Genomic DNA, 12,466 nt, shown 5'->3' on the forward strand with positions numbered 1-12,466 from the left:
TGGTTCAGGCCATTACTGCACCCAATTCTGGTTGCTGATCATCAGCGCCTGCTGCACGGTGATGCGCTCGCCGTCCTGGTAGGCGGTGACGAAGGGGCCGGGGAAGTCATGTCCCGCGCGCACGAAATCCACGCGCTGGTCGCGGGCCTGCTTGTAGTCGGTGAACCGGCCGGTGACGTATTTGACCCAACCCTCGTGACGCTCGAGTTGGAAGTCGCCGGCGTAGCGGTGGCGCGCCTTGAAGTAGGCCTTGCCCACTTCGCGGTGCGCCGCGGTGATCTGCACCTTGTAGACCACGCCTTTCTCCGGCGCGGGGATACGGCCGGCAGGAGGGACGGTGGCCTTCTCCGCCGGCGCTTGTGGCTTGGGTCTGGCCGCTTGTGCCTCGCGCTGTCTCGCCTCCTCCTGTGCTTTGTGGGCCGCCTCTTCCGCAGCCTTGCGCGCGGACTCCTCCGCGGCGGTCTGCTTCTCGCGCAAGGCCAGTGCGGGGTCCTGGGTGTCCAACTGCCCCATGTTTCCGGGGTCGGCCGCGATCATTTCGAAGGCTTTGGAACCGGTGTGGAACTTGGTGGTGCCGAGGGTGGCACGCTGGGTCTCGTCGTTCAATAGATAGCCGAAGTCGCCATCGATGGCGTACTCGCCCTCGGGCTGGTTGTTCGCGCGCAGTTTGTACACCACCTTGATTTCCGGCCGTGCCGGCAGGTTCAGCCAAACGAATTTCACCACGCGGTCCTGCGCGGTGAAGATGGCCTCGTCGCTGGTCTTCTCCATGGCGGTGAATCCGGCGGGGATGGTCTCCTGCAATTTGCCGAAGCCCCGGATGTCGCCCTTCTTCACCACCACCTCCACGAGCATCTCGGTCTCGGTGATGGGTGTGATCATGCGACTGCCGGAGACGTTGCCGGGGCCCTGCATGGGCGCGATGCTGTTGATCGCGTTCGCCATCGTGGCCGGCGCCGCCCCGGTCACGGGCGCCCCGCCCGCCGCGCTCACCAGGTCCATGGCGTCCGGCTCGGGCTCTTCATGCTCGATCTGCGCCACGGCCGCAGGGGCACCGTCACCGAGGTCCACGGTGGACGCGGGCAGGTCATAGGTCTTGCGCTCGTTGTCCTCGATGTAGGAGAGGCGGCCCTGGATGGTCAGTGGCCCGCGTGCCGCGGCATCCGCGCTCAGGGTGTAGCTCACCTTGAAGGTGGGACTGGAGGGGAGAGCCATCCAGATGTACTTGGCCTTCTGGTCCGCGAAGGTGAAGGATGCGCCCTTGGTCTCGATGGCGGTGGCCGTCAGGCCCGGTGGCAGGTCCAGTTGAAGTTTGGCGAAACCGCTGAGGCCGCCCTTGTTCACCGTCACGGTCACACGCACCTCGGAACCGGGCTGCATGGTGGCGGGAACGTTCTGCGTGATGCTCAGGTCGGCGGAGAGGAACAGGTCGAAGAGCATCAGGCCGACCAGGTTCAGAATGACGATGAGTTGATGTGCCATGCGCCGATCTTAATGGTACACGGACGCGCCCAGCACGCGCCCTGCCAAATGTATCCGCGCCCTATCCCGCGATCCACGCGGGGATCGCGGCCGATACGAACAGGGGCGTGTGGATGGACGGGGGCTTCGCGGACCACTTGCCGCACAGGTCCCTGGGCCGGTCCCGATCAGAAATTCGGTTTCAGCACGTACCTGCTGTAGAAGGCATCGATGGCGGCCACGGCATCCTCGGGCTTGTCGACCACGGAGATGAGGTCCAGGTCCTCAGGATTGATGTTGCCATGCTTGTCGCCCATGGTGCGTTGGATCCACTCCAGCATGCCCTGCCAATAGGAGCGGCCCACCAGGATGATGGGGAAGCGGCCGATCTTCTTGGTCTGGATCAGGGTGAGCGCCTCGAAGAGTTCATCCAGTGTGCCGAAACCGCCGGGCAACACGATGAAGCCCTGGCTGTACTTCACGAACATGACCTTGCGCACGAAGAAGTAATCGAAGTGCAGGCTCTTCTCCTTGTCGATGTAAGGGTTGGGCGCCTGCTCGAAGGGCAGTTCGATGTTGAGGCCCACGCTGGTGCCGCCGCCGCGCTGTGCGCCTTTGTTGGCCGCTTCCATGATGCCGGGCCCGCCGCCGGTGATGACGCCGTATCCGCGCCCGGTGAGTTGGAAGGCGATCTCTTCGGCCAGTTGATAGGCGGGCTGGTCCGGGCCGGTACGCGCGCTGCCGAAGATGCTCACGCAGGGCCGGATGCGCTGCATGGCCTCGAAGCCCTCGACGAATTCGCTCATGATCTTGAAGATGGCCCAGCTGTCGTTGGCCTTCACTTCATTCCAACTCTTCCGCTTGAAGGCTTTGATGATGCGGTGCTCGCCATCGTCCGCTGAGCCGGTGACCGACGGTCTCGCCGCGCGTGGGGTGCGCTTGCCCTTGGTGGACTTCTTGTGTTCGGGTTTCATGCGGGAGCTTTTCGCCAGGATGGATCGGACCGTTCAGGCCAGTTCTTCCTTCAGATAACGGCTGGTGTGTCCTCGGCCCATCATCACCACCTCCTCGGGTGTGCCACGCGCCACCACGGTGCCGCCGCCCCCGCCGCCTTCCGGGCCCATGTCGATGAGGTGGTCGGCCACTTTGATGATGTCCATGTTGTGTTCGATCACCAACACGGTGTTGCCGTGGTCCACCAGGCGGTCCAGCACGTGGATCAGTTGTTTCACGTCGTCGAAGTGGAGACCGGTGGTGGGTTCGTCCAGGATGTAGAAGGTGTTGCCGGTGTCGCGCTTGCTGAGTTCGGTGGCGAGTTTGATGCGCTGGGCTTCACCGCCGCTGAGGGTGGTGCTGCTCTGGCCAAGGGTCACATAGCCGAGGCCCACATCAAGCAGGGTGCGCAATTTGTCGTGTATGCGCGGAATGTCGCTGAAGATCGTGGCGGCCTCCTCTACGGGCATGGCCAGCACATCGGCGATACTGCGGCCCTTGAAGCGCACCTCCAGGGTCTCGCGGTCGAAGCGGCGGCCACGGCAGGTCTCGCAAGGCACGTCCACATCGGGCAGGAAATTCATCTCGATGGTGCGCAGCCCGGCGCCTTTGCAGGTTTCGCAACGGCCTCCGGCCGTGTTGAAGCTGAATCGCCCGGCCTTGTACCCGCGGATCTTGGCGCTGGGCAATTGGGCGTAGAGTTCGCGGATGTGGTCGAACAACCCGGTGTAGGTGGCCGGATTGCTGCGCGGGGTTCGACCGATGGGACTCTGGTCCACCTCGATGACCTTGTCAAGGTGTTCGAGGCCCTCGATCTTCCGATAGGGCAGGGGCTGCGCATCGCTCCGGTGGAAGTGCCGGTTGAGGATGGGGTAGAGTGTGTCGCCGATGAGCGTGCTCTTGCCGCTGCCGCTGACACCGGTGACGCAGATGAACTTGCCCAGCGGCAATTCCACATCCACGTTCCGCAGGTTGTTTCCCGTGGCGCCGCGCAGGACCAATCGCTTGCCATTGCCGGGCCGTCGTTGTGCCGGCACGGGGATCCGAAATTCGCCCCGCAGGTACCGGGCCGTGGTGCTGTCGCCGGCCATGAGATCGGCGGGTGTGCCCTGTGCCACGATGCGGCCACCGTGTTCCCCGGCACCGGGCCCGATATCGATCAAGTGGTCCGCGCTGCGCATCATCTCCTTGTCGTGCTCCACCACCAGCACGCTGTTGCCCGCGTCGCGCAGTTCGCGCAGGCTGGCGATGAGCCGCTGGTCGTCGCGCTGGTGCAGACCTATGCTCGGTTCATCCAGGATGTAGAGCACGCCGGTGAGTTGGCTGCCGATCTGTGTGGCCAAACGGATGCGCTGAGCCTCGCCCCCGCTGAGGGAACGTGCGCTGCGATCGAGTGTCAGATACTCCAACCCGACATCCAGGAGGAAACGACACCGCACGGTGATCTCCTTGATCACCTCGTGGGCGATGCGCGCGCGTTTCTCATCGAGTTGCGCTTCCAGGGTCAGCATGAAGGCCTGTAGTCCATCGATCGGCAAAGTGGCCAGTTCGTGGATGTTCTTACCGCCAAGACGGAAATGCAGGGCGGTCTTCTTCAACCGGCTGCCGTGGCATTCCGGGCAACCGATCATATGGGTGAATCCCGCCGCCCATTTGCGGGCGCTGTATGGGCCTTCGCGGGCCTGTTCCAGGATGTGCGGTATGATGCCCTCGAACTGGATGGTCCGGTCGCGCAATCCGGCGCCGCTCTTCACGCGCAGTGGTTCGTCCATGCCGTTGAGCAGGGCGGCGAGCACGGCGTCGTCCATGTCCTCCACGGGTGTGTCCAGGTCGTGGCCGTACATCTCCAACACGGCTTCCACCTGCTTGAAGACCCAGGAACCCTTGTAGCTGCCCAAAGGCAATATCGCGCCCTTGCGCACGCTTTTGCGACGGTCGGGAACGATCTTCTCCAAGGCCACCTCGGTCACCTGGCCCAGGCCGCTGCAGCGCGGGCAGGCGCCGTAGGGACTGTTGAAGCTGAAGAGGTTCGGTTCGGGCTCTTCGTAGGCGATGCCGCTCGTGGGGCACATCAGGTGGCGGCTCAGGAAGCGCGGTTCGCCACCCTTGGCGGGCATCACCATCAGGTTGCCACGACCCTGTTTCATGGCGGTGGCGATGGTGTCCGCCAGGCGTTTGCCATTGGCGGCGGTCACCTTGATGCGGTCCACCACCAGTTCGATGTCATGCACCTTGTACCGGTCCAGGCGTGGGCGGCCCGTGAGGTCGATCACTTCGCCATCCACGCGGGCGCGCAGGAAACCCTGGCGCAGGAGCTGCTCGAACAGTTCGCGGTAGTGGCCTTTGCGGCCGCGCACCAAGGGCGCCAGCACCATGGCTTCCTGCCCCGCGTACTGCTGGGCGATGAGTTCCATGATCCTCGCATCGGAGTAACGCACCATGGGCTCGCCGGTCACATGGCTGAAGGCGTCGGCGGTGCGGGCGAAGAGCAGGCGAAGCAGGTCGTACACCTCGGTGATGGTGCCCACGGTGCTGCGCGGGTTGCGGCTGATGGTCTTCTGCTCGATGGCGATCACCGGACTGAGGCCGTCGATCAGGTCCACATCGGGCCGCTCTATGCCACCGAGGAATTGGCGCGCGTAGGCGTTGAAGGTCTCGATGTAGCGGCGCTGGCCCTCGGCGTGGATGGTGTCGAAGGCCAGGCTGCTCTTGCCGCTGCCACTCAGGCCGGTGATCACCACGAGCTGGCCACGCGGGATGCGAACGTCGATGTTCTTCAGGTTGTGCACCCGCGCACCATACACCTCGATGAAAGGCGGGCCGTCGTCGGCCATGTGCGTGATGCCCTGCTCGGAGTCCGTTGCGGTGCGCAATTCCTTCGAGGGGTCTAATCCTGCGCGAAGCCGGCCTGATGGAAGCCCTCGCCCGGCAACAAAATCCGGTAGCTGCGGCCGGAGCTGTTGGTGAGCTTGGTGTCGCGCAACCACGGGTTCAGCAGCTTCAAGGTCTTGTAGTCGGTGCCGTGCTGGCGGGCGAAAGCGGCCAGATCCGGGACGGCCCCATTCACTTCCACGCTGCGGGTCACATAGGGCGGATACAGGTCTTTCTGGCGGATATGGAAGCCATAGCGCTCGGGGTCGCGCATGATCTCCTTGATGGCCAGGATGCGGAAGACGTATCGGCTGGTCTCTTCGGGCAGTAGCAGGTCGTAGTAATCCTCCTGCCCCTGGCGGCCCACCTGCTTGTTCACACCGCCCGGGCCCAGGTTGTAGGCTGCGGCCGCCATGGCCCAACTGCCGAATTGTTCGCGGGCGTTCTTCAGGTAGCGGCAGGCGGCGGCGGTGCTTTTCTCCACGTGGTAGCGCTCGTCCACTTCCCCGTTCACCTCCAGTCCGTGGGCCGTGGCGGTCTCCTTCATGAACTGCCAGTAGCCGGTGGCGCCCGCCGGGGAGACCACGTTCATGAGCCCGCTCTCGATCAGGGGGATGTATTTGAGGTCATCGGGCACGTCCTCGCGGCGAAGCACCTCTTCGATCAGCGGCAGCCAGCGTGCGGCGCGTTTGTGCACCAGCAGCGTGTTGCTCTGCCAGTAGGTGTTCACCAGCAGTTCGCGGTCCAGTCGTTCGCGCACATCGATGCGCCCCAGTGGCACTGGCTCGCCGCAGAAGGCAAGCTCGTTCGGTAGAGTGAGGCTGAAGACCTTGTAGGAGTCGTTGAAGCGCCGCAGGTGGTCCACGTCGTTGTCCATGGCCACCGTGCTCCATGTGAGCAGGTGCATCAGCAGGCCTCCGGCCACGAGCAGCACCGCCCAAAGCATGGTGCGGGCCGCGATCCTCAAGGTTCCTGGGTTTGCTGCCATGGTGCCTGTGGCCTGGTGCGTCTGGTGAGGATGAACAGCGCGACGAAGATGATGAGCGCGTAGACGGTGAAGATGAGCGTGTGCACGTTCCGCCACTCCTCGATGAAACGGAACATGACAAAGGTAAGGAAGCCGTTCACCAGGCTCAGGCCCATGAAGGTGAGCGCCACCTGCCCATCGCTGAAACCGGCGTAGCTCAGGTGGTGCGTGGTGTGGTCGCGGCCGCCCACGAATGGCGAGCTGCCCCGGGCGATGCGGTTGATGGAGACGATGGTGGTGTCCACGATCGGCAGCAGGAAGACGATCACCGCGGCGAATACCTGGCGTTCGGGCTCCCACATGTTCAATGGCGATGGGGCGTTCCAGAAGAAGCGGATGCCGGCGAAGGCGAGGAAGACGCCAAGGAACTGGCTGCCGGTATCGCCCATGTACATGCGCGAAGGGTGCCAGTTGAAGAAGAGGAAGCCGCACAAGGCCGCCGTGGTGCCCACCACCAGCACCATGTACACCGGGTCCATGGGGCCGATCACAAGCATGGCCATGACGGTGGCGACGAGTATGCCGATGGAGACCACGGTGGTGATGCCATCCATGTTGTCCAGCATGTTCACCGCATTCATCAGGCCCACCACCCAGAACATCGTCAACGCCACATTGGCCCAACGCTGTTCAAAGAGGTCCACCACGCTGCCGGTGGCCACCAGGATGGCACCGCAGGCGATCTGTACGGCGAGCTTCAGCAGCGGCCGCGTGTCGTAGGCGTCGTCGGCCAGGCCCATGAGGAAACCGAGCGAAGTGGCGGCGAGCAGGCCGAGCAGTTCGGGCCGCAGCGCTTCACGCCCCTGGCCGGGGAAGAGCACCCCATGCAGGGAGAAACAGGCAAGAAACAGGATGTAGAAGCCGATGCCGCCAAAGGCCGGTTTGGAGGAGGCGCTCCAACGCAGTGCGATGGGCGCGCGGTCGCGGATGCCAAGGGTGCGGGCGAACCGCATGAAGAGCGAATCCACCAGCAGGCTGAAGACCAGCGCGGCGAAGAACAGGCCCGAATAGATGAGGAAGAGCTGGGTGTTGGTGTACATCACACGCAGGCCTTGGTCATGTGGTGGATCGTAGGTGGTCCGCGAAGGACATGCCCTCGGCGTCCTTGGAGCTCACCAAAGGGGCCGACACGCCCCAATCGATCGCGAGATCGGGATCGTTCCAGCGGATGGTTCGTTCGGCGGGGGGATGGTAGAAGGCGGTGCACTTGTAGAGGAAGAGCGTGTCGTCCTCCAGGGCCAGGAAGCCATGGGCCATGCCGGGCGGCACCCACAGCATGTGTTTGTCGCGGTCGTCCAGCCGCACCTTCACGTGCCGGCCCACCGTGGGGCTGTCCGGCCGTATGTCCACCACCACGTCCAGCACGGCACCGCGCGCCACGCGCACCAGTTTGCCCTGGGCGTGGGGCTCCACTTGGAAATGCAGACCGCGCAGGGTGCCGGCGGCCGATCGGCTCTCGTTGTCCTGCACGAATGCCGGCGCATGACCGGTGGCTTCGGCGAAGCTCCGCGCATTGAAGGTCTCCAGGAAATGCCCGCGGGCATCCGCGAACACCTTGGGCCGCAGCAGCAGCACGCCTGCTATTCCGGTGTGCTCCACCTGCATGGTCAACGCCCCATGAGCCATTTGAGGAACCCGCGCGGCTTGCTGTCCGACTTGTCCTCGTAGTAGCCGCCCCCATAGCCCTGACCATAGCCGTAGCCATAGCCGTAGCCGTAGTTGTAGCCGTACTTGTTGCGGTCGATGTCGACCCCGTTGAGCACGGTGCTCAGCCGCGAGATGTTGTTCTCGTTGATGAGCCGGTCCACGTTCTGCACGAACTGCTTCTTGCTGTAGTCGGCGCGGAAGATGTAGATGGGGTAGTCGGCGCGCTGTATCATGGGTATGCCGTCGGTGACGAGCCCCACCGGCGGATTGTCGATCAGGATCACGTCGTACACCAGGCGCAGTTCCTCCAGCAGCGTGTTCATGCGCTCGCTGTTGATCAATTCCGAGGGATTGGGGGGGATGGGGCCGGCGGTGATGAAGTCGAGTCCGTCCAGGCTGCTTTTCATCACGCAATCCTCCACCTGGTCGCGGCCGATAAGCAGGGTGCTCATGCCCCGCACATTCTCCACGCCGAAGCCCAGGTGGATCTTCGGTTTACGCATGTCCAGGTCCAGGATTATGGTGCGCTTGCCGCCGTAAGAGATGATGCCGGCCAGGTTCATGGCCACGAAGGTCTTGCCCTCGCCGGAGATCGTGCTGGTGATGGCGACGATCTTCGGACCGGGCGAATTGTCCACGAACTGCAGGTTCGTGCGAATGCTCCGGAAGCTCTCGGCGATGAGGCTCTTGGGGTTCTTGTCGATGAGCAGCTGGCTGATGGGGATCTCCTTCTTGTATTTGGGCACCATGCCCAGAATGCCGATGCTGGCGTTGGAGAGCTTGGCGATGTCGTGCAGCGAGGTGATGTTGTCGTGCAGGATGTAGCGCACCACCACGATGAGCAGGCTCACCACCAGTCCGGCCACCAGGTAGGAGATGACGACGAGGTTCCGTTTGGGGCTGATGGGGCTGGAGGGCAGGCCGGCCTCCTCCAGGATCCGGTTCTCCGCCACGAAACCGGCTTTGCTGATGCGGTACTGGATCTCGCGTTCCAGCAGCTGGGTGTAGTACTTCTCGTTGATGCTGAAGACGCGCTGGATACGCGCGTACTCGAGTTCTTTTTCCGGGAGTGAAAGGAATTGCGATTCGAAGTTTCGCAAGTGGTCCTCCAGGTCCGCACGACGCGATTCGGCCCTCTCCCGCAGGGTCCGCACGCTTTCCAGCAACAGGTTCTTCTGCGATCCGATCTGGGCTTCCAGGTTGAGCATCGAGAAGTGCTCCGGGGTGGCCTCGAATCGCATCTGTTCCCAATCGTGGAGCAGTTCGCGCAGATGCCGCAACTGGTCGCCAAGGGTCTGTTCGAACTGTGTTCCAAGCAGGAGCGGCACCAGATCGTACGCGCTGATCTCGCTCAGGGGCCTGTCCGTGGCGCGGCCGATCTCCTTCAGCAATTCGATGTCGATGGTGAGCCGCACGATCTCGTCCTCGAACTCACGCGAGCGTTCGAGGAAGATGGGTGTGAGTTGCTGCAGGTCGGCCACTCGGTTGTCCATTTTGAAGGCCTGCATGCGCCCTTCGGATCCGCGCAATTCGTTGAACACGGTGTCCTTCTGTGAGCCGATGAACCGGATGATGTTCTCGGCACTGGCGCTTTGGCGTTCCACGTCGTACTCGATGAAGGTCTCGGCCAGGGCCTGGGTCAGGTCGCGCACCAGGAATACGTTCTCATCGCGGCAGAGGATCTCCACGGTCTTGGCGTTCTGGTCGGCGATGCGCACCTGGTAGCGCTGCGAATAGCGGTTCAGCAGGCTGCCTTGCGAGTTGATCTTCATGTAGAGCGCCAGCCGGGCGTCGCTCTCCAGGGCCATGGCGCGATCGGTGACGGAGAAACGGCAGGTGAAGTGGGGGGTGCGCAACGTCTCGTACAGCGGTGCTTCGGCCTCGAACGTGTTGCCGGCGATGGTGTAGGACACGCCCACGCGCTCAGGCCGCGCCAGGTCCACGAAGATGGGAAGGTCCATCACCGCGTTGTCGAGCACTTCGATGCCATGGGCGATGAAGAAGGAACGGGTGTAGAATTCCTCGGTGAGGATCTGCCCGCGGTTGTAATAGCTCACCTGCAGGGGCAGCCGCTTCAAGGCCCTGCCCAGGAAAAAGCGTGAGCGCATGAGCTCCACATCGGCCTGCAGGTTCTTGTCCTCGCCGAAGGTGCTCATGCTCAGCACCTGCTTGGCGGTGTTGCTTTCGCGCAGCTGCAGTACGGCGCGCGACTCGTAGATGGGGGCCGTGTAACGCAGATAGAGGAAGGCCGCGGCCATGGCCATCAGGATGCACAGCGCGATCCACACCATGCTGCGCCGCAGGATGTGGATGAAGAGCCCCAGCTCGAACTCATTGCTGAAGTTCGTGATGCGCTCCTTGTAGCTCTCGAAGTTGAGGTTGCGCTGGCTGATGTCCTCGCTGAGCATGGGGTGGTCAGCCTAGTTGAACTGCCTGAACACGCTGATCGCGAGCAACACGGTGGTCAAAAGGGTCACGATGGGCGTCAGGTCACGCAGCGCACCGCGGGCCAGTTCAGGATTGGGTTGCACATAGAGCACGTCGTCGCCCTGCATCACGATGTCGGCATAGCGCACACCGTCGATGTCCGACATGTCGAACTGGTACACCTTGCGCTTGCCATCGTTGTCCAGGCGGAACAGCTTCACCCGGCGGGCATCTCCCCGGGCACTCACCCCGCCCGCCATGGCGAGCACCTCCAGGAGTGTGGTGGCGTTGTTCTCCAGAGGCACGATGCGGGCATCTCCACCGCCGCCGGGGAAGACCACCACACGGCGGTTCACGATCTGCATCTGCACGAAGGGCCGGTTGTAGTAGCGCTCGTAGCGGGCCTCCAGGTCCAATTCGGCCTCGCGCATGGTCATGCCCGCCACCGGCACCCGGTTGAGCAGGGGCAGCTTGGCCATCCCGTCGTGCTCCACCAGATAAGTGGCCACCATGCGGTTCATCCACATCACCTCGCGCCCGGCGCCCTCCGTCACCAGGTCGATCAGCTTGAAGCCGTCGTTGGCGAAGAGCCGGAACTGGATCACATCATTGGGCTGGATCTTGATCTGCCTGGCCGTGCTGTCCACGAAGGTGTCGAACTCGTGGTCGCGGGGGGTCTTGAACATGATGTCCCGGTTGATGGTACATCCGGACATGAAGAGGACCAGCGCCAGCGCGGGTCCCCAACGTTCAACAGGGGCGAGGTTCATGCGCGGGCAAATGTAACCAACGGTGCCCGTCGGGTTCAGTTCAGCAAACTGTCGTAGAGCGCGGCCGTATCGCGCACCAACCGGGTGTAGTGGTAGCGCTCCCGCACATGCTCCCAACCCCCTTCTCCCAAACGGCGTCGCAGACCGGGGTCTTCCACCAATTCGTGCAGCCGGCGAACCATGCCGTCGAGGTCCCCGCTTTCCACCAGCATGGCGGTGCGGCCGGGCAGCACCACGTTCTCGATACCGCCCACACGGGTGCTGAGGACCGGGCGGTTGGCGGCCTGCGCCTCGATCAGGCTCACTGGCGTGCCCTCATTCAGGGAGGTCAGCATCACGATGTCCAGGCCGGCGTTCACGATGTCCACCTCCTTGATCCAACTGGTGAAGGTGACGGCGGCCGGTGCGGTGAGGGAGCGCCCGTCCACCGCGCCATGGCCGAAGCCGTGGCCATTGAATACTGGTCCGCTCACATGGCTCAGCCCCAGCGCGCTGGCCCGGGCATGGAGCCGTTCACGTTCCTGGCCATCGCCCACGATGAAGGCCCGCAGCCGGCGCCCGGTGGTGCGGCCCACCGCCGCGATGGCCTCCAGGAAGAGGTCATGGTTCTTCACGGGCACCAGGCGGCCCACGATGCCCACGGCCACATCATCATCGGCCAGCCCATAGACCCGGCGGAATTGTGCACGTTTCTTCAACTGTTCCTCTTGGAAGCGGCTGAGGTCGAAGCCCAGGGGGATCACCGACACTTTCTCCGGCGGGCAGATGCGGTGGTCCTGCACCAGTTCCTCCTTCTGCCGGTCGCTGATGGCCACGATCCGTGAGGAGCGACGCGCCAGGAAACGCTCCACCTGCTTGTAAAGGGCCGTGCGCATGGGCCCGAAATAGCTGTGGAACACATGGCCGTGGAAGGTGTGCACGATGGCCTTTACGCCCAGCTCCGAGGCCGCCAAGCGCCCCACGGCACCGGCTTTGGCGGCATGGGTGTGCACGATGTCCGGCCTGAAGTCCTTGATCAGCTTCTTGATCCGGCGGTAGGCGCCGCGGTCCTGCCAGGGCGCCACCTCGCGCTGCATTTCGGGCAGGATCATGGGCTTCACGCCCAGGGAATCCAGAATGTGGTGGCTGCCTTCCTCGGAGGCCTCCTGGCTGCCACCGACCAGCAGCGTCTCGAACTCATCCGGCAGAAAACGGGTGAGATAGGCCGCGTTGTGGGTGGGCCCGCCGAGGTTGAAGCGATTGATGATGCGTAGAACGCGAGGCATCCGGA

At 63.5% G+C, this 12,466-nt stretch carries 9 protein-coding genes; all 9 read right to left on the reverse strand.

The window, feature by feature from the left end:
* Positions 1-12: 12 nt before the first annotated feature.
* A complete protein-coding gene (locus tag KIT10_00820) occupies positions 13-1,482 on the reverse strand; it encodes a hypothetical protein (protein MCW5897782.1) in 1,470 nt (489 codons plus the stop codon).
* Between the two features lie 167 nt (positions 1,483-1,649).
* On the reverse strand, positions 1,650-2,435 hold the full coding sequence (locus KIT10_00825; protein MCW5897783.1) for a TIGR00730 family Rossman fold protein: 786 nt from the start codon (positions 2,433-2,435) through the stop codon (positions 1,650-1,652).
* A gap of 33 nt (positions 2,436-2,468) precedes the next feature.
* Positions 2,469-5,288: an excinuclease ABC subunit UvrA gene (gene uvrA, locus KIT10_00830; GenBank protein MCW5897784.1), complete on the reverse strand. Its 2,820-nt coding sequence runs from the start codon at positions 5,286-5,288 to the stop codon at positions 2,469-2,471.
* 53 nt (positions 5,289-5,341) lie between these two features.
* Positions 5,342-6,271, reverse strand: a complete 930-nt coding sequence (locus KIT10_00835; protein ID MCW5897785.1) for a lytic transglycosylase domain-containing protein — start codon at positions 6,269-6,271, stop codon at positions 5,342-5,344.
* 17 nt (positions 6,272-6,288) lie between these two features.
* Positions 6,289-7,392: an undecaprenyl/decaprenyl-phosphate alpha-N-acetylglucosaminyl 1-phosphate transferase gene (locus KIT10_00840; GenBank protein ID MCW5897786.1), complete on the reverse strand. Its 1,104-nt coding sequence runs from the start codon at positions 7,390-7,392 to the stop codon at positions 6,289-6,291.
* Between the two features lie 16 nt (positions 7,393-7,408).
* Positions 7,409-7,957: a dTDP-4-dehydrorhamnose 3,5-epimerase gene (gene rfbC / locus KIT10_00845; protein ID MCW5897787.1), complete on the reverse strand. Its 549-nt coding sequence runs from the start codon at positions 7,955-7,957 to the stop codon at positions 7,409-7,411.
* A 2-nt stretch (positions 7,958-7,959) separates the two neighbouring features.
* The gene (locus tag KIT10_00850) at positions 7,960-10,407 is read right to left on the reverse strand and encodes a polysaccharide biosynthesis tyrosine autokinase (GenBank protein ID MCW5897788.1); all 2,448 of its coding nucleotides are present in this window, start codon (positions 10,405-10,407) and stop codon (positions 7,960-7,962) included.
* A gap of 12 nt (positions 10,408-10,419) precedes the next feature.
* Positions 10,420-11,196, reverse strand: a complete 777-nt coding sequence (locus KIT10_00855) for a polysaccharide biosynthesis/export family protein (protein ID MCW5897789.1) — start codon at positions 11,194-11,196, stop codon at positions 10,420-10,422.
* Positions 11,197-11,231: 35 nt separating this feature from the next.
* Complete coding sequence (locus KIT10_00860; GenBank protein ID MCW5897790.1) at positions 11,232-12,461, reverse strand: glycosyltransferase; 1,230 nt, start codon at positions 12,459-12,461, stop codon at positions 11,232-11,234.
* Between the last annotated feature and the right edge of the window lie 5 nt (positions 12,462-12,466).

It is taken from the genome of Flavobacteriales bacterium (assembly GCA_026129465.1).
In the GTDB taxonomy this organism is placed as follows: Bacteria; Bacteroidota; Bacteroidia; order Flavobacteriales_F; family PHOS-HE28; genus PHOS-HE28.

What these genes read in the sequence shown, in the direction of transcription:
- KIT10_00820 (MCW5897782.1), bottom strand. Translation starts at nt 1,482, where the DNA reads ATGGCACATCAACTCATCGTCATTCTGAACCTGGTCGGCCTGATGCTC.
- KIT10_00825 (MCW5897783.1), bottom strand. Translation starts at nt 2,435, where the DNA reads ATGAAACCCGAACACAAGAAGTCCACCAAGGGCAAGCGCACCCCACGC.
- uvrA (MCW5897784.1), bottom strand. Translation starts at nt 5,288, where the DNA reads ATGGCCGACGACGGCCCGCCTTTCATCGAGGTGTATGGTGCGCGGGTG.
- KIT10_00835 (MCW5897785.1), bottom strand. Translation starts at nt 6,271, where the DNA reads ATGCTTTGGGCGGTGCTGCTCGTGGCCGGAGGCCTGCTGATGCACCTG.
- KIT10_00840 (MCW5897786.1), bottom strand. Translation starts at nt 7,392, where the DNA reads ATGTACACCAACACCCAGCTCTTCCTCATCTATTCGGGCCTGTTCTTC.
- rfbC (MCW5897787.1), bottom strand. Translation starts at nt 7,957, where the DNA reads ATGCAGGTGGAGCACACCGGAATAGCAGGCGTGCTGCTGCTGCGGCCC.
- KIT10_00850 (MCW5897788.1), bottom strand. Translation starts at nt 10,407, where the DNA reads ATGCTCAGCGAGGACATCAGCCAGCGCAACCTCAACTTCGAGAGCTAC.
- KIT10_00855 (MCW5897789.1), bottom strand. Translation starts at nt 11,196, where the DNA reads ATGAACCTCGCCCCTGTTGAACGTTGGGGACCCGCGCTGGCGCTGGTC.
- KIT10_00860 (MCW5897790.1), bottom strand. Translation starts at nt 12,461, where the DNA reads ATGCCTCGCGTTCTACGCATCATCAATCGCTTCAACCTCGGCGGGCCC.